This window comes from Henriciella mobilis, from assembly GCF_003576315.1.
Taxonomy (GTDB): Bacteria; Pseudomonadota; Alphaproteobacteria; order Caulobacterales; family Hyphomonadaceae; genus Henriciella; species Henriciella mobilis.
Map to the genome: position 1 here is coordinate 57,483 of NZ_QWFZ01000032.1, position 17,146 is coordinate 74,628.

Genomic DNA, 17,146 nt, shown 5'->3' on the forward strand with positions numbered 1-17,146 from the left:
CTGCTTATAGGCTGCGTTTCTGGACCGCGAAAGCCAGCCTGAATCCACGCAAATCTGATCGTGAGGGTTTGCCCGCCACGCGCCGTATCAAGACTGCTCACCTGATTTTTGATGCGCGAACTGGCAGGGGGATATCGACGATCATGACAGAACAATGGACCAGCGGATATGGCGTGATCGTCCATGATACCGAGACGCAGCAGCGACTTCAGAGTATCTTGCAGAACGCCGACCGCGGGCTTTTGGCGCTCACACAAACCGAGGCCGCAGACGTGTTCTCGGCGACGGACAGACTCGCGAATGCGGCAATGTGGCTCATCGCGCACATGTCATATGCACGTCGCGTCGACCTGTCTGGCGCACCCCTGAAGGCGGGGGATTTCAAACCCTCGCCAGAAGGCCATATGGGCGGATCGTTTAACATGGCGATCGCATTTGCAGGCTATCTCGCCGCCAATGCGTTGAGTGGCCATACCCGTGCTTGGACCCTTGGGCAGGGTCATTGCGTCGCTGCAATTGAAGCCATCAACGCACTCACAGGCGATGTCTCAGCCGCGCAGCAAGGGCGCTATGATCGCAGTGAAGCAGGCCTTTCCCGGCTCGTCAGTGACTTTTACGGCTATGCGATCACCCCCGATGGCCGCCCCGGCGTGCCGCTCGGCAGCCACGTCAACCCGAATACAGCTGGCGGGTTGTCGGAAGGCGGGTATCTTGGATTCACCAGCCTGCAATATATCCACATGCCATTGCTGGGCGAGCGCCTTGTCGCCTTTCTGAGCGACGGCGCTTTCGAAGAGCAGCGCGGATCCGACTGGGCGCCGCGCTGGTGGCGCGCCAGCGATAGTGGTTTCGCCGTGCCTGCGATGGTGCTGAATGGCCGGCGGATCGAACAGCGTACCGAAATCAGTCAGGAAGGCGGACTTGATTGGTTAGTCAAGCATTTGACCTTAAGCGGGTTCGACCCAATCATTGTCGATGGCCATGATCCCCTCTCTTATGCATGGGGCATATTGGAAGCGGAGGCCCGGCTTTCAAAACTGAGCGATACGGACGGCCCCTACCCCGCGCGGCTGCCTTATCTGATTGCGCCCTGCATCAAGGGTTTTGGGTTTCCAGGGGCTGGGGGAAATAGCGCGCACAATCTCCCACTGGAAGGAAATCCGCGCACCAATAAGGGCGCACGCGTGCTCTTCAATGAAGGCGTACAAGCGCTCTACACACCGCCTGACATGCTTGATGATGCGGTCCGGACCCTAAGCGTCCACAAAATACAAAACCGCATGTTGGAAAGTCAGAACGCCCTCGCCGTTCGCAAGGTTTCTGATCCCGTATTGCCTAGGTCAGACGCGCGTTCGCTCGGCACCCCCCGCCCAAATTGCGCAATGGACGCGATCGATCAGTGTTTCACCGAAATTGTGCGCGCCAATCCGCATTTGCGGGTCCGCGTTGCAAACCCTGACGAGCTTCGCAGCAACCACATGCCGCTGACGCTCGAGATGCTCAAGCATCGGGTCAATGCGCCTGAGCCCGGCACGCCTGAATCCAAAAATGGTCGCCTCATCACGGCGCTGAATGAAGAGGCTGTGATAGCTGCAGCCCTTGGCAATAAGGGCGGGCTGAATCTCGCAGTGAGCTACGAGGCCTTCGCCATGAAGATGCTCGGCGCGCTGCGCCAGGAGATTATCTTCGCGCGTCGACAGAAAGAACTCGGTCAAATTCCGGGCTGGATCAGCGTCCCGCTTATTGCAACTTCGCATACTTGGGAAAATGCCAAGAATGAACAATCCCACCAGGACCCGACACTGCCCGAAGCGCTGCTCGGAGAAATGTCGGAGACCGCTCGGGTGATCTTCCCGGTCGACGCGCCAAGCGCTGCTGAAGCGCTGCGCAACATCTATCGTGGGCGCGGCGAAATCGCCTGCCTCGTGACACCGAAACGAGATGTCCCAAACCTTCTATCCGAAGAGGAAGCCGAACACGCGCTGGAAAATGGAGCGCTCCACATCGCCGGTGATATCATGGCAGCCGACATTCAATTGGTCGCGATCGGCGCTTATCAGGCTCACGAAGCCCTCGCCGCATTCCAGCGACTCACTGAACGCGGCGTGCCATGCTGTGTCACCTTGATCCTTGAACCGGGCAGGTTCCGCATGGGACGCGACGCAATGGAGCAGGCATTCACAGCGAGCGAAGACAGGCTTGAAGCCCTTTTCCCGCGCGGGCTGGCAAGAGTGCTGCTGACGCATACGCGGCCCGAACCGATGACGGGTGTGCTGAGACGACTGGATGGCGGGCCGGAACAATTGCGCGCGCTCGGCTACATTTCTCGCGGCGGAACATTTGATGTCGCAGGCATGCTGTTCGCCAATCGCTGCACCTGGGCTCATACTGTCGATGCCGCCATGGCGTTGCTGCCGAAAAAAACTCTCGATCTCCTTTCGGAGGATGAACGGCGCGCCATTGATGGGCAAGGCGATCCATCCGCTCTCGAGCGCTCAAAACCTGTCCTGCGCCGGGAGCACGCATCATGACCCTCACCCTGACCAGTCTTGGCGGGGCTGGAACCGTGACCGGCTCACGCCATCTTCTTGAATATGAAGGTCAGCGTATACTGATCGATTGTGGTCTGTTCCAGGGCTATAAGGCGTTGCGCCAGCGCAACTGGGCGCCCTTCCCGATTGATCCAAAATCCATCGACGCCATTGTCCTCACGCACGCCCACATTGATCATAGTGGTTATCTGCCAAAACTGGTCAGAGAAGGTTATCGCGGTCCCGTTTATTGCTCGAGCGCGACCAAGGATCTTTGCGGAATCCTGCTGCGCGACAGCGCGTATATTTCAGAACGAGACGCCGAGCGGGCCAACCGCCTTCGCTACACCCGCCACAAACCGGCTCAGCCACTTTATACGATCGCCGACGCCGAAGCGGCGATTGAAAAGCTCACCCCAATCGACTTTCACCAGGACGTTCATCTCGCGATTGGGGCCGATATCTATTTACGCCGCGCCGGGCATATTCTTGGGGCATCGACCGTTGAAGTCCGTTGGGGCGGCAAAACCATTATCTTTTCTGGTGACCTTGGCCGCTATGACGACCCTTTCATGTTTGACCCTGAGCCGGTGCAAAATGCCGATTACGTCGTCATAGAGTCCACCTATGGAGATCGCACTCATCCGAAGCTCGATCCCATGGAACAGCTGGGTGACGTGATTGCACGCACCGCCAGGCGCGGCGGGACAGTGGTTATTCCAGCCTTTGCGGTCGGGCGCGCTCAACTCATTCTCTACCATATCTGGATGCTCAAAAAAGCGGGACGGCTCGAGAATGTCGCGATCTATCTCGACAGCCCAATGGCGATAAACGCAACTGAACTTCTCTGCACACACCTCGATGATCACAGATTTGCGCGGCAGGTTTGTGAAGAGACTTGCGCGATTGCGACTTATGCGCGTGACGTCGACGCTTCAAAAGCCATTACCAATGATCTGATGCCAAAGGTTGTGATCGCAGCGAGCGGTATGATCACAGGCGGCCGCGTTCTGCACCATATTCAGGCATTTGGTGGAGACCGGAAAAATACGATCCTGTTTGCTGGATATCAGGCCGGTGGCACGCGTGGAGACAAGATTCTCAAGGGCGCAAGCAAGGTCAAAATGTTCGGCCACGACGTTCATATCGGCGCCGAGATCGCCAGCCTGCCCGCTTTGTCAGCCCATGCGGATGCCGACGAGCTGATCTCCTGGCTTGGCGGCTTTGAAAAGCGTCCGGCAAAAGCATTTATTGTTCACGGCGAACCCGATGCATCAGAGGCGCTAAGCACGCGTATGCAGGATGAGCTCGGCTGGCGCACTGATGTTGTTGCCATCGAGAAGGCCTATGAGCTTGGAAGCGGCGACGAATGACGCAGGATAATCAACCCCACGCCGCCACGACCCTGTCCGCGCGACGCCTGAAATGGCATGCTCAGGACGAAGCGATCATTCTAATGCGGACCGACTGCCCGGTCTGCCGTTCAGAAGGACTGACGTCGCGCGCCCGTGTGCTGATCAGTTGCGACGGGCGGGACGTGGTCGCGACCCTGCACCAGATCGACGATGATTGGCTGGCCCTTAGCGAGGCTGGTCTTTCTGAAGCGGCTTGGAGCCGGCTTGGTGCCGAGCCCGGCGCAGATCTTAAAGTCAGCCACGCTCCAACGCTTCGGTCTCTCTCTGATGTGCGTCAACGGATGACCGGCAAACGGCTGCCAAGCGATGGATTTGACCGGATCGTGACTGATATCGCCGCCGGACTGTATTCTGATATTCATCTGGCCGCCTTTATCTCAGCCTGTTCCACGCTGAGCCTCGACATAGACGAAATCACCTCGCTGACCGGCGCCATGGTGAACGTCGGAGAGCAACTCGACTGGAATACCGACATGGTCATCGACAAACACTGCGTGGGCGGCCTACCCGGAAATCGCACGACGCCGATTGTTGTTGCGATCTTGGCCAGCCTGGGTTTGACGGTCCCAAAGACCTCCTCGCGCGCCATCACATCGCCCGCCGGAACTGCAGATACGATGGAGACGCTCACCCAAGTCGATCTGTCACTGCCAGACATCAGGCGGGTTGTTGAAACGGAAGGTGGATGCCTTGCCTGGGGCGGCGCGGTCCAGCTCAGCCCGGCTGATGATATTCTCATCCGCATTGAACGGGCCCTCGACATCGACGCCGAAGGTCAGCTGATCGCGTCTGTTTTGTCAAAGAAGATCGCCGCCGGCGCGAGCCATGTGGTGCTCGACTTGCCCGTCGGACCAACCGCTAAACTGCGTAGTGCTGCCGGTGCCCGCGCCCTTGCCCAGCACATGACGATCGTTGCACGTGGGTTTGGCCTCAAGACCCATTGCGTGTTCAGCGACGGGCTCCAACCCGTCGGGCGCGGCATCGGACCGGCGCTCGAAGCCTGGGACGTGCTCAGGGTCTTGCAAAGAAGCAAAAGCGCGCCGCCAGATCTTCGCGAACGGGCGCTGACGCTGGCTGGCGCCGCCCTTGAACTTGCGGGCCGTGCCAAACCGGATACCGGAGCGGCCATGGCTCAGGACGCGCTCGACAATGGATCTGCCTGGTCGAAGTTTCAGGCCATATGCGCCGCTCAAGGCGGTTTGCGCGAACCACCACGCGCAGCGCAAACTGCGCCCGTCGCGGCAATTCGGTCAGGGGTCTTGAAAGCAATCGATAATAGAAAGCTCTCCAGGCTCGCAAAACTTGCTGGTGCTCCCGAACGCCCGGCCGCTGGTCTGACCGTTCACAAACGCCTAGGCGAACAAATCACGATTGGTGAGCCGCTTCTCACCATCCACGCAGAGGCGTCGGGCGAGATCGACTATGCCATGAGCTACGCTCACGCCAATGCCGGCCTCTTCACCATTGAGGGTTAACCCATGACGATTTACATTCCGCTTCCCGGTAATGAAGCTATGGCTTCTGAGCTTGCCAAAATCACAAGTTCTGAACTTGGCACCCTTGAACACCGCAGATTCCCGGACGAAGAGACCTATGTGCGCCTCACCTCAGATGTCTCTGGAAAAGCAGTCGAACTGGTTTGCACGCTCGCCCGGCCTGACCCGCAATTGCCAGGACTTCTTTTTGCCGCTTATACAGCGCGCGAGCTTGGCGCCACATCGGTTGGGCTGATTGCCCCCTACCTTGCCTATATGCGTCAGGATAAGAGATTTTCAGACGGCGAGTCTGTGTCATCAGGACACTTTGCCAGATTGCTCTCAGGTGCGTTTGAAAGGGTGGTCACCGTCGATCCGCATTTGCACCGCATCCACGATCTCAATGACGTTTTTTCAATCAATACAAAGGTTGTGCACGCCGCCCCGGCACTGTCCGATTGGATCAAGGCCCATGTCGACAAGCCGCTCATCATTGGCCCGGACGCTGAGAGCGAGCAATGGGTGTCCGACGTGGCCGACCGAGCGAGCGCCCCGCATCTTGTGCTCTCCAAAGTCCGCCATGGCGACCGCAATGTAGAAGTGACAGCGCCTGGCCTTAAAAACTGGACCGGCCATCAACCCGTTCTTGTCGACGACATTGCCTCTTCCGGGCGAACCATGATGGAAGCGGCCCGCCACTTTGAGACCGCTGGCTTTGCAAAACCGGTCTGCGTGATCGTCCATCCGCTCTTTGCCGGCAATGCCTATGAGGACCTTAAGTCTGTCTCGACACGTGTCGTATCGACCAATGCGGTCCAACATGCCTCAAATGAGATTTCGATCACGCCCTTACTGATCGGCTAGCCGCTGCAAAGAGGGCGCGCAGTTTGACCGGTCCCAACGGTCTTTTTGATAGAAATCAAACCGGCAGGGTCGCCATGCTTTATCAAACAAACCGGCTTTGGAAAAAAACGCCTGACCGTGTCACGGTCAGGCCTTCATGGAGTGTGTCATGAAACACAAAGCTACACGTCTTATCTCAACCTTGCTCACCACTTCGTTACTCCTGACGAGCATTGCCGCAGCTGAAACCCCAAACCCTCAGCTGGAAAAAGAACCAGCGGCACACATGACAGAGCGCGACGGCGTTCGACTGCACCTTGGCCTACGCAGCAGGATGCAAGAACACGATCTTGACGGTGACAGTCTACTCAGCCGCGCAGAGTTTGATGCCTGGCACAGCGCGAATTTCGCGCTGATGGATGCCGATGGCGACGGTCTGACGCTTGAGGATTTTCAAGGCGCGCAGCTCGGACCAGGCCCCTATGGCGCCGGCCATCATGCGCGCCGGGCGAAAATGCGTGAGCAGGCCGACCTGCGCAAGAAAGCACGTTTCCGACTCATGGACAGCGACGGCGACGGTGTTGTGACCCTCAGCGAGCATGACGCATTCACCGAGCACGTCTTTCTGGAAGCAGACGCCGATGATGATGGGTATCTCACTTTTCAGGAGCTCCAGCAGCACAATCGCGGCATGTAAGGCATACCAATCGGTTAAGTCCTACTGACCTCGGCGACAGTATTGCCGAGGTCAGCAACCCGTTTTCAGAGCAACGCCGCTATTGAGCCCGTTTTAGCTACTCGCCTTAACACCGAATGAAGCAAGCTTAACATCGCACTAAAATCCGCAATACGCATACGCGGCCGCCAGTTCGTCCCCCTAGTGCATGATCTACATCCCGATGTTTCTTTGCATGAGTCGCATCCATTTTGCAAAAAGTCTGACAAATCAATCCACGACCCACGCGCGAACGGATGAGCGGTTAGGTTGTGCTTTTATCTTCACGCCGCCCTTCAAAACCTGTCAGTATCGTCAATTTACTTGCCACGTGTATTTCTGAGCTTAAAAGCGAGCGCTGATGAAAACGCTGGCCAGACGCTCAGTTCGGCTTGAGGAAGATAAACGGCGCTGGCTCATCCAACGCCCAAGGATATTCGTCATCACCGGCGATATCGTCCCAATATAATTCGCCGGTTTCGCAGCCTTGATGAACTGGGAAATCCCTCGTCAACTACGCATCGCTTGGGCTGGGCGATATCTATCCAACCGGACATTCACGGTTCCTGGCCGGACTGGAAACACTCAATGGTTTCCTGCTGATTTCGTGCTCGGCATCATTCATTTTCCTCCTGATGCGAAACCAAATGGATGGTCCAATTACAGGCGGAATTCAAAAATCGGATTAACTCGGAACCTGTTCACACACTTCTCCGTTAGTCGTGGAAATACCCCACCACTGTATAAGGAGGATGTTGAAAGTGGATATGAAGAACAGTTATTGGCGGTTTGGCGCAATGATCATCACATCGATGATCGTGATGTTTGGACTGATGTACCTCAACACCTATGCGTGGGAGCATGTTCGCTGGAGCGAGACACGCTTCTACATGGCTTTCATCATGGGCGCCGCGATGGCCGTCGTGATGCTGAGCTTCATGCTCAACATGTACAAGGACAGCCGGATCAACTTTGGCATTTTCGTTGGTGCTGCGGTCGTGTTCGTCCTGGCCCTCTGGCTGGTGCGCAGCCAGAGCACCGTCGACGACCGGTCCTACATGAAAGCGATGATCCCCCACCACTCCATTGCCATCATGACAAGTGAACGCGCCGGCATCGAGGATGTCCGTGTGCGCGAGCTTGCCGACGAGATCATCACGGCGCAGCGCCGCGAGATCAAGGAAATGGAATGGCTGATTTCCGACATCGCGGAGAATGGCCCGGCATCGACGGAAAGCGAGGCGGCCAGCCGCCCGGTTCCCCCCTTTGAAGGCACGCTCAATCCAGACGACGCTGCCGGGGCAGCCATCGCGGAGGACTAACGCGCCTTCCACGTCCAGTCAGACCCATTCGATCCCGAAAAGGAGCGAAACAGAATGAGACTCGAAAAGATCAAGACACAGGGTCTTGCCCACCTTTCCTACTTCCTGAGCGCCGATGGCGAAGCGGCCGTCATCGATCCGCGGCGTGACATCGGCATCTATCTGGACCTCGCCCGTGAGGAAGGCTCTGTCATCAAGCACGTCTTCGAAACCCACCGGAACGAGGACCTGCTCTCAGGCGCCCCTGTCCTGAAGGAAGAGACTGGCGCAAAGGTCTGGCACGGGCCGAACCCTGAAAAGCCGATCCAGTATGCAGCCGAGACGCGGGAAGGCGACACGTTCGAGATTGGCGGCGCGCTCCTGAAGGTGCTCGAAACGCCCGGGCACACCGACGACAGCCTGTCCTACGTGCTTTATGACAAGAGCTTCGAGGAAGGCCCGGTTGGCGTGTTCACGGGCGATGCCCTGTTCATTGGCGATGTAGGGCGCACGGACTTCTATCCCGACCGCAAACGCGAAGTCGCCGGCCTGCTCTATGACAGCCTGGAGAAGCTGATGGGGCTCGGCGACCAGTGCCTCGTCTATCCCGCGCATGGCGCCGGTTCGGTCTGCGGCTCCGGCATGGCCGACCGGGAGTTCTCTTCCATCGGTCACGAGAAGCTCAACAATCCACGCCTGCAGATCGGCGACCGGGAAGCTTTCATCGACGCCAAGGTGGCCGAGAACCACTACATACCGCCCTATTTCCGGCGCATGGAAGAGGGCAATATGGAAGGCACCGAAGCCGCGCCGCCGGCGCCCCGGCCCGCCTCCCCGGCCAAGTTGCTCGATCCGGGCGATGCGGTCTGCCTCGATGTTCGAGGCATTTTCGACTTTGCCGGCGGACACCGCACGGGCTCGCTCTGCATCCCGGATGACATGCTTGCCGCCTTCGCGGGCTGGTTGCTGCCAGGCGACAAACCGGTGCTGCTGGTAGCGCGCGATGACGACCAGGCGGTCGATGCGGCCACCACGCTTCAGCGGATCGGCTTCGACAATGTGAGCGGATTTGTCAGCGGCGCCATGCCCGTGGCGGTCCAGAACGGCCCGCTCGACACACTCGACTTCGTCGATACCGAAACCGTCGCCGCGCGCGTAGACAACCCGCCGGCTGGCTGGACCCTGCTCGATGTCCGGGCCATCGACGAATATGAGAGCGGCCATATCAAGGACAGCAAGCACGCTTATGTCGGCAAGCTGCCTGAGGCGGCCAGTGACCTCGACCCGGACAAGCCCGTCACCGTCATGTGCGGAAGCGGCGCCCGGGCCACCATTGCCGCCTCGCAGCTCATGCGGAAGGGGTTCTCCGAGGTCGATGTCTATATCGGCTCGATGAAGGCGTGGACCGCAGCTGGAAATGCCATTGAGTGATGACTGTCAGTCCATCTTGGGCTGAACCTTTCGTTTCTGACGCATGAAGAGACTGGAAATTGCTTCACGAGGTCCCCATATGGATACCCTGTATGGGGTATCTGCCATGAAGACTGAAACCAAAGAGGCCGCGACCCGAAGGCTTGCCCGCATCGAGGGACAAGTGCGCGGCATCACGAAGATGGTGTCCGACGATCGGTATTGTATTGATGTCATTCGTCAGGTGCAGGCTGTGAAGGCCGCGCTTGTCGGCCTCGAGGCCGTTATCCTGGATGACCATATCGCAACGTGTGTGGATCATGCCCTGACCGGAAGCAATGTCGATGACCGGCGTGAAAAGGTCGAGGAACTTGTTGCTGTGCTTGGTGGCCGCAAGAAGTAGCGGCCTCACAGTTTGTTGAAATGAAAGTTTTAATCTTTTCACGTATTTGAACAATGATGCAGTTTGTGACCCGCCTCCTGACACTGTTTGCCGCTGCCTTCATGGCGGCTCATCCGGTCATGGCGTGTCCATTGATGGTCGGGACCTCCGAAACCGCGCCGACTGAAATGAGCAGCAATCACCCCTGTAATGACATGGCGATGGAAGCCATGGCCGACACCGGGCATACAGATCAGGCATCATCGTCTGATTGCCCCGCGGGATACGACTGTGCACCCATGCTTATCCAGGCGCACAGTGACGCCAATCCAGTTGCACCTGTTGCGAATGTGGACCCAGAATTTGCTGCGGTTCTCGCTAACCCACCAAAGGCATTCCTGCCAGAGCGCGAAACGCTAAAGACCGGGCCTCCACCTCGGCTGGATATCGTCCAGCACACGCCAATATCGCTAAAGCAGCGCTTCCTGAATTGAGAGCGATGACCTGCGGCCGCCACAGCAGCCCGTCGTCATCGCTTCTCACAATTCAGAAGAGCCCGTTTTATCATGCCCCACATTTCAAGAATGCTGCTGGTCGCAGCGTTTGCCGCTGTGCCCCTGGCGGCGGTTGCCAACGCTCAGAGCTTTGCCGAGCTTGAAGCCCGTCTCGAGGCCCATCCAAGCCTCTCCGCTCTCGGTTACGATGCCGAGGCCGACCGGGAGCGTGCTGTCGCCTCAACCGCACTCCCGGACCCCGTCGTATCCCTCGGGATCAACAACTTTCCGATTTTCGATCCCTCATTCGACAGTTACTTGCCGACCAATAAAGCCGTTGGTATTCGGCAACAATTTCCGAGCTTCGCGGGCCGTGAAGCCCGCGCCGGTGAAGCCCGGGCGATGTCAGCACAGACCGAGGCGGTTCGCGATGCCCGTTATGCGGCCTTGCGCGCCGAACTCATCGCTCTTCTCGCTGACAAGACTAGACTGACCAGGCAGAGATCCCTCGCCGAAGCGCGAAACGCCAAATACGACGAGCTTGTCGACATTGTCGAGGCCGAGATCGATGCGGGCCGCCCGGCCGTCTATCGCCTTGCCGAAATTGAAAGCGAACGGGCAGAAGTTTCCCGGACGCTTGTTGATCTTGACCGGCAGGAAGCCGAGACCGATGCGCGCCTGATCGAACTCGTCGGACTGGTCCCTTCGACCGGCCTCCCTCCCCTGACTGAAAGAGACTGGTCCGGCGCAGCGCTTGAGTTCCACACCGTACGCATTGCCGACGCGGCCGTCCGCGTTACCGATTACGGTATCGACGAGGCCCGCGCGGCCTGGAAGCCAGAATGGGGGGCCCAGCTCACCTATCAACAGCGCGATGAAGGCGCGATGTTCGCGGGGGATGACTGGGTCTCCGGTATGGTGACTTTTACGGTTCCGCTCTGGGCCGAAAGGAAGCAGGCACCGAACTTGCGCGCCGCAAAGGCTGAGCGGGCCGGCGCCGAGCAACGCTACCAGGCTGCCGCGCGGAATGCGGCGGCCCAGTATGCGTCCCGGGACGCCATTATACGCGCGGCCGATGCCAGTATCGACGTGCTGCAGGTCAAGATTGCTGCCGTCGAAGACGAAGTCGAGGCCCAGCTGATTGCTTATGAATCCGGTGTTGGCGGTTATGCGCCGATCATCGACGGCGAGATCGCCATTCTCAAACTCCGGGCGGAAATCGAAGCTGAAACGGCCCGCAAGGCCGCTGCGATCGCACGCCTGAATGCCCTCCTGGTGACACAATGAAAAAGACATTCCTGATAATGGGCACCGCATCTGCCGCCCTCTTGCTCGCCGCATGCGGCGCACCGGGCGGATCACCGGGCGGCCAGGGTGAAAAACCGAACGCCTCGAGCGAGACGCAACGATACACCTGCCCCATGCACCCGCACTATATTTCGACCGATCCGGACGGCACCTGCCCGATCTGTGGCATGGACCTGGTGCCTGCCGACAAGACCCAGGAACCGACGAGCTCAACAGGGGAAATCCTGTACTACAAGCATCCCATGGGTAAGCCGGACACCTCGCCTGTTCCGAAAAAGGATTCCATGGGCATGGATTACATCCCGGTTTATGCCGATGACACCGGATCGGGCGTGGCCGTCTCGCCGGAAATGATCCAGACCATGGGGATCCGGACATCACCTGCCGAGACCAGGGATTTCAGCCGTGTACTGAGAGCCTTCGGCACGGTCGAGACCAATGAACGGCTCGAAAATGTTACCGTCTCGCGGCTAGAAGGCTGGATTGAGAATCTGGCGGTCAATGCCGAGGGCGACACCGTCCGCCCCGGCAGTCTCCTCTACCGGATCTACAGTCCGGACCTGATCGCCGCGCAGAAAGATTATCTGAACTCGTTCAGGATCGGTAACGAAGCGCGCATCGCGTCGGTTCGCCAGCGCCTGCGCTCCCTTGGCATGCAGAATGCGGCCATCGACCGGCTGACCGAAACCCGCCAGGTCATTGAACGTGTTCCGGTTTACGCAGAAGCCGGCGGCACGGTTGCCGAGCTCCAGGTCCGCAATGGCGACTATGTCAAACCCGGCACGCCTATATTACGCCTGCAATCCTATGCCGATGTCTGGGTCATTGCCTCGGTGCCGGAGAGCGATTTGCCTCTGGTGGAAACAGGCATGCAGGCCGAACTCGATTTTCCGAGCGCGCCCGATGCCCCCGGTAAAGGCCAGGTCGACTATATCTATCCGACAATCGACCCGAAAACCCGTACAGCCGACGTCCGGATCGAAGTGGACAATGTGTCGGGCTATCTTCGCCCGGGCGCCTATGCGGACATAAGGCTGAATATCGGCGGCCGACCGCGTCTTTCGGTTCCAAGTGAAGCCATTCTGCTTGGTAGCGAGGGCGCCCGTGTCGTCATCGCCGAAGGCAATGGCCGCTTCTCCGGACGCGCCGTGCAAACCGGGATTTCGGCCAATGGCCGGACCGAAATCCTGTCGGGTCTGGAAAGTGGCGACATGGTCGTCGCCAGCGGGCAGTTCCTGCTCGATAGCGAAGCCAACCTGAAAGAAGGTCTTGCCAAGCTGGAAGCTCCGGATGCGAGCGCGGCCAGTCCGGAAACACCGCTCTCCGATATTCCGGTGGACAGTAAAGCCCTCGCCGAAATCGATCACTTCACTGACATGGCGCTCTACTTCCACGAGGCCCTGAGAGACGGGTATGACATCGATCCGCTATTCGTGGACCCGGCGCTCGCCCTGGTGCCAGTGCTGCGGGACCGTTACGCGAACACGAAACTGGCACCGGTCATGGATGCTACGCAAACCGCTCTCGCCGCCGCGCAGGACGCCACGGACCGCGAAGACCTTGCCACACAACTCTCAGACCTGGTCGAGGCCTTGAAACCCTGGCTGCTGGAAGGCGCACCTCAGCATTACAGCGAGGCTGGTCTGGTGCTCTACCGGGACACCGCAACGGGCCGGTACTGGCTGCAGGAAGAAGCGAAACCAGCCAATCCGTACAGCGCAGATGGAGCCGAACGGATTGACTGGCCCAACCCGATGGCCGGCATGTCGATGACGACCAATGACGGCGAGACTGGCGCTGACCAGGCCCCTGGGCATTCGGGGGACAGTCATGACTGAACGAAACGACAGAAACCTCGCGGGGCAAGACCCCTCCAAATCATGGGTGGCAAAGCTGATCTCCTGGTCGGTTTCCAACCAGCTCATCGTCCTCATGCTCGCCGCTGCACTGGCTGTGACCGGGTGGATGGCGATCCAGCGCACGCCGCTCGATGCAGTGCCGGACCTGACAGATACCCAGGTCATCATTCGCACCGATTTTCCGGGCCAGAGCCCGCAGATTGTCGAGGACCTCGTCACCTATCCACTATCGACGAACCTTCTCGGTCTGCCGAAGACCAAGGACGTGCGCGGCTCCTCAATGTTCGGCACCAGTTTTGTGTATGTCATATTTGACGATGATGTTGACCTCTACTGGGCCCGCTCGCGCGTTCTCGAAGCCTTGTCCCGGCTGGGATCCGAACTCCCGGAAGGCGCCGTACCGCAGATAGGACCGGATGCGACTGGCGTTGGGTGGGTCTATCAGTATGCCTTGGTCGACAAGACCGGCAAGACCGATCTCGCCGAGTTGCGTTCACTCCAGGACTGGTTCCTGAAACTTGAACTCGCCGGAGTGGAAGGGGTCTCTGAAGTCGCTTCGGTCGGCGGTTTTGTCCGGGAATACCAGGTGCTAATCGATCCCAATCGCCTGCGAAGTTACGACCTGTCGATCACCCGTATCCGTGACGCGGTCCGCGCAGCCTCAAGCGAGGTCGGTGGCCGCGTGCTTGAACAGGGCGAAACGGAATATGTCATCCGCTCATCAGGCTATGTCGATGAGAAACTTGATCTCGAACAGGTCGTGGTCAAGGCAGAGGATGGCACCCCCGTCCAGCTGAGCCATGTCGCCCGGATTGTCGAAGGCCCGGCCCTCCGGCGCGGCATTGTCGAACTCAATGGCGAAGGCGAAACTGTGTCCGGCATCGTGGTGATGCGCGATGGCGAGAATGCGCTGTCGGTGATCGAACGTGTGAAGGAGAAACTTCATAGTCTCCAGCGCGGGCTGCCAGAAGGCGTCGAGATTGTCACTGTGTATGACCGCGCGCCTCTCATCGAGGGTTCGGTCGATTATCTGAAAGACAAGCTGATCGAGGAAGGCTTCGCGGTTGCTCTCGTCATTCTGATCTTCCTCCTCCATGTACGGTCGTCTCTGGTTGCCATCATCACCTTACCTCTCGGTGTGCTCGGCGCGTTCCTGATCATGTCCTGGCAAGGTGTCACAGCGAACATCATGTCACTTGGCGGGATCGCCATCGCGATCGGCGCCATGGTCGACGCCTCGATTGTGCTTGTCGAGAATGCCAGCCGGAAACTGGCGGATCTGGGACCGAAACCCGATCCGAGCGTGCGCCGCCAAGCGCTGGTCGAGTCGGCTCAGGAAGTCGGCCCCGGCATATTCTTTTCACTCCTCATCATCACGGTCTCCTTCCTGCCGGTCTTTGCCCTGACCGGTCAGAGCTTCAGGCTCTTCAGTCCTCTCGCCTATACCAAGACCTATGCGATGGCCTTCGCGGCCATTCTGTCGGTGACACTTGTCCCGGTTCTGATGCTGTACCTGATGCGGGGTCGGTTCCGGCGCGAGGAAGCCAATCCCCTGAACGCCTTCTTCGTCTGGGCCTACAAACCGCTGCTCCATCTAGCCCTGAGGTTCAAATGGATCACGGTCGCCCTTGCGCTCGCGCTGACGGCCAGCGTCATCGTGCCGGTCCAGAGGATCGGCTCGGAATTCATGCCGGCCCTTTATGAAGGCGAGCTCCTCTACATGCCCACCACCCTGCCCGGCGTGTCATCCACCAAGATGCGGGAGATTCTTGGCCAGACAAACCGCGTCATCAAGACCGTGCCAGAAGTCGATCGTGTCTTCGGCAAGGCCGGGCGCGCCGATACTGCAACCGATCCAGCGCCACTCACCATGATCGAAACATGGATCAAGCTGAAACCGAAGGAGGATTGGCGGCCAGGTGTGACGGTCGAGGACATCACCGATGAGCTCGATGCCAAGCTGCAAATGCCCGGCCTCGTGAATTCATGGGGCTATCCGATCAAGATTCGCATGGACATGGTTTCAACAGGTGTGCGCACGCCCATTGGCATCAAGGTTACGGGCGATGATCTGACAGAGATTGAGACCATTGCCCGGGACATAGAAGCGGCCATTTCGGACGTACCCGGAACGCGCTCGGCCTTCGCCGACAGGGTCATGGGCGGCAAATATCTCGAGATCACGCCGGACAGGGGCGAACTCGCCCGGCGGAATATCGACATGGCAGCCTTCCAGTCCGTGATCCAAACCGCCCTGGGCGGCATGACGCTCTCCCAGTCTGTCGAGGGCCGGGAACGCTATGACATCATCCTGCGCTATGATCGGCCATTTCGTGAGAGCGCCACAGACCTGGAAGAGATACTCGTGCCCGCCCCGTCCGGCGCCCATATCCCTCTCAGCGAACTGGCGGACATTTCCTATACGGAAGGCCCGCCAATGATCCGATCAGAAAATGCCAGACTGACTGGCTGGGTTTTCGTCGACATCGCGGACCGGGATATGGGCAGCTATGTTGCAGACGCCAGACAGGTCATTGGCGACGCCGTCGACCTGCCTGCGGGTTATGCGGTGGAGTTCTCCGGCCAGTATGAACAGATGCAGGAAGCGAATGCGCGGCTTAGAATCGCCATTCCAGCTGCAATTGCACTGATCTTCCTGCTGCTGATGCTACATTTCGGCCGGCTCGACCGGACCCTGATCATCATGGCCAGCCTGCCTTTCGGTCTGGTCGGCGGAATGTGGGCCGTCTGGTTGGCAGGCTACAATCTGTCAGTAGCCGTCGCGGTCGGTTTCATCGCCCTGGGCGGCATCGCGGTCGAGACGGCCGTCGTGATGCTGCTCTATATCGACGCGGAAGTCCGCAAGGCGAACCCGTCTGACAGGAGCCAGCTTTTCGCAGCTGTCAGCAAGGGCGCGGCCATGCGCGTCAGGCCGAAGTTGATGACGGTCACGACCATTTTTGCAGGTCTTGCCCCGATCTTCCTGACCGACGGCCTCGGATCGGACGTCATGCGCCGGATTGCCCTGCCCATGCTTGGCGGCATGGCCTCAACCCTCATGCTCTCCCTGATCGTGATCCCGGCCATCTACCACATCCGGCTCGGGCTGCAGATTCCATCAGATTTACCCCGGGCCGAACCGGATAACCGGGCCGGCTCATTCACCCCCGAAGGAGAAAAACCATGACGAGACACCTGTTGAAAATTCCGCTTTTGATTCCACTGCTTCTGAGTGGCGCCATGCTGCCGGCGGCCGCGCAGGATCGCTCATCAGGCAGAATGATGATCGACGGCGGCATGATGGGTGGCGGCCTGTTCGGCACGGTGTTCATGCTGCTTGCTGTGCTCCTCCTCATCCTCGGGATCGCTGCCCTCATCAAATATCTGAGGTCGAAATAATAGTCCCGTATCCA

Annotated in this window: 13 protein-coding genes and 1 pseudogene; all 14 read left to right on the top strand. The window is 58.9% G+C overall.

Features of this window, described 5'->3' with window-relative positions; all coding sequences use genetic code 11:
- Positions 1 to 143 precede the first annotated feature (143 nt).
- The 14 genes and pseudogenes from D1227_RS14475 to D1227_RS14540 all read left to right on the top strand — a co-directional run bounded on the left by D1227_RS14475 (position 144) and on the right by D1227_RS14540 (position 17,132).
- The gene (locus tag D1227_RS14475) at positions 144 to 2,531 is read left to right on the top strand and encodes a phosphoketolase family protein (RefSeq protein WP_084396443.1); all 2,388 of its coding nucleotides are present in this window, start codon (positions 144 to 146) and stop codon (positions 2,529 to 2,531) included.
- Complete coding sequence (locus tag D1227_RS14480; protein WP_035551724.1) at positions 2,528 to 3,904, top strand: MBL fold metallo-hydrolase RNA specificity domain-containing protein; 1,377 nt, start codon at positions 2,528 to 2,530, stop codon at positions 3,902 to 3,904. Before D1227_RS14475 ends, D1227_RS14480 begins: the two co-directional genes overlap by 4 nt.
- Complete coding sequence (locus tag D1227_RS14485; protein WP_119377457.1) at positions 3,901 to 5,421, top strand: thymidine phosphorylase family protein; 1,521 nt, start codon at positions 3,901 to 3,903, stop codon at positions 5,419 to 5,421. The genes D1227_RS14480 and D1227_RS14485 overlap by 4 nt, the downstream gene beginning before the upstream one ends.
- A gap of 3 nt (positions 5,422 to 5,424) precedes the next feature.
- Positions 5,425 to 6,285: a ribose-phosphate pyrophosphokinase gene (locus tag D1227_RS14490; RefSeq protein ID WP_035551721.1), complete on the top strand. Its 861-nt coding sequence runs from the start codon at positions 5,425 to 5,427 to the stop codon at positions 6,283 to 6,285.
- Positions 6,286 to 6,433: 148 nt separating this feature from the next.
- The gene (locus D1227_RS14495) at positions 6,434 to 6,961 is read left to right on the top strand and encodes an EF-hand domain-containing protein (RefSeq protein ID WP_158586663.1); all 528 of its coding nucleotides are present in this window, start codon (positions 6,434 to 6,436) and stop codon (positions 6,959 to 6,961) included.
- A gap of 521 nt (positions 6,962 to 7,482) precedes the next feature.
- A pseudogene (locus D1227_RS20515) lies at positions 7,483 to 7,668 on the top strand (ion channel); the annotation flags it as partial.
- Positions 7,669 to 7,746: 78 nt separating this feature from the next.
- On the top strand, positions 7,747 to 8,301 hold the full coding sequence (locus D1227_RS14505) for a DUF305 domain-containing protein (RefSeq protein ID WP_119405119.1): 555 nt from the start codon (positions 7,747 to 7,749) through the stop codon (positions 8,299 to 8,301).
- Positions 8,302 to 8,355: 54 nt separating this feature from the next.
- Complete coding sequence (locus D1227_RS14510) at positions 8,356 to 9,711, top strand: MBL fold metallo-hydrolase (protein ID WP_119405120.1); 1,356 nt, start codon at positions 8,356 to 8,358, stop codon at positions 9,709 to 9,711.
- Positions 9,712 to 9,817: 106 nt separating this feature from the next.
- The gene (locus tag D1227_RS14515; RefSeq protein ID WP_034798806.1) at positions 9,818 to 10,093 is read left to right on the top strand and encodes a metal-sensitive transcriptional regulator; all 276 of its coding nucleotides are present in this window, start codon (positions 9,818 to 9,820) and stop codon (positions 10,091 to 10,093) included.
- A gap of 53 nt (positions 10,094 to 10,146) precedes the next feature.
- Entirely contained in the window at positions 10,147 to 10,566 is a 420-nt protein-coding gene (locus D1227_RS20220) for a hypothetical protein (protein WP_119405121.1), read from the top strand.
- Positions 10,567 to 10,638: 72 nt separating this feature from the next.
- Positions 10,639 to 11,853, top strand: coding sequence for a TolC family protein (locus D1227_RS14525; protein ID WP_034827470.1), 1,215 nt, complete (start codon positions 10,639 to 10,641; stop codon positions 11,851 to 11,853).
- A complete protein-coding gene (locus D1227_RS14530) occupies positions 11,850 to 13,712 on the top strand; it encodes an efflux RND transporter periplasmic adaptor subunit (protein ID WP_034827472.1) in 1,863 nt (620 codons plus the stop codon). The genes D1227_RS14525 and D1227_RS14530 overlap by 4 nt, the downstream gene beginning before the upstream one ends.
- Positions 13,705 to 16,920, top strand: coding sequence for an efflux RND transporter permease subunit (locus D1227_RS14535; RefSeq protein ID WP_119405122.1), 3,216 nt, complete (start codon positions 13,705 to 13,707; stop codon positions 16,918 to 16,920). The genes D1227_RS14530 and D1227_RS14535 overlap by 8 nt, the downstream gene beginning before the upstream one ends.
- Positions 16,917 to 17,132, top strand: a complete 216-nt coding sequence (locus tag D1227_RS14540; RefSeq protein WP_119405123.1) for a hypothetical protein — start codon at positions 16,917 to 16,919, stop codon at positions 17,130 to 17,132. Before D1227_RS14535 ends, D1227_RS14540 begins: the two co-directional genes overlap by 4 nt.
- Positions 17,133 to 17,146 lie beyond the last annotated feature (14 nt).

Bases quoted from the DNA above. Each gene is read 5' to 3' on its own strand.
- D1227_RS14475 (WP_084396443.1), top strand. From the start codon at position 144: ATGACAGAACAATGGACCAGCGGATATGGCGTGATCGTCCATGATACC.
- D1227_RS14480 (WP_035551724.1), top strand. From the start codon at position 2,528: ATGACCCTCACCCTGACCAGTCTTGGCGGGGCTGGAACCGTGACCGGC.
- D1227_RS14485 (WP_119377457.1), top strand. From the start codon at position 3,901: ATGACGCAGGATAATCAACCCCACGCCGCCACGACCCTGTCCGCGCGA.
- D1227_RS14490 (WP_035551721.1), top strand. From the start codon at position 5,425: ATGACGATTTACATTCCGCTTCCCGGTAATGAAGCTATGGCTTCTGAG.
- D1227_RS14495 (WP_158586663.1), top strand. From the start codon at position 6,434: ATGAAACACAAAGCTACACGTCTTATCTCAACCTTGCTCACCACTTCG.
- D1227_RS14505 (WP_119405119.1), top strand. From the start codon at position 7,747: ATGAAGAACAGTTATTGGCGGTTTGGCGCAATGATCATCACATCGATG.
- D1227_RS14510 (WP_119405120.1), top strand. From the start codon at position 8,356: ATGAGACTCGAAAAGATCAAGACACAGGGTCTTGCCCACCTTTCCTAC.
- D1227_RS14515 (WP_034798806.1), top strand. From the start codon at position 9,818: ATGAAGACTGAAACCAAAGAGGCCGCGACCCGAAGGCTTGCCCGCATC.
- D1227_RS20220 (WP_119405121.1), top strand. From the start codon at position 10,147: ATGATGCAGTTTGTGACCCGCCTCCTGACACTGTTTGCCGCTGCCTTC.
- D1227_RS14525 (WP_034827470.1), top strand. From the start codon at position 10,639: ATGCCCCACATTTCAAGAATGCTGCTGGTCGCAGCGTTTGCCGCTGTG.
- D1227_RS14530 (WP_034827472.1), top strand. From the start codon at position 11,850: ATGAAAAAGACATTCCTGATAATGGGCACCGCATCTGCCGCCCTCTTG.
- D1227_RS14535 (WP_119405122.1), top strand. From the start codon at position 13,705: ATGACTGAACGAAACGACAGAAACCTCGCGGGGCAAGACCCCTCCAAA.
- D1227_RS14540 (WP_119405123.1), top strand. From the start codon at position 16,917: ATGACGAGACACCTGTTGAAAATTCCGCTTTTGATTCCACTGCTTCTG.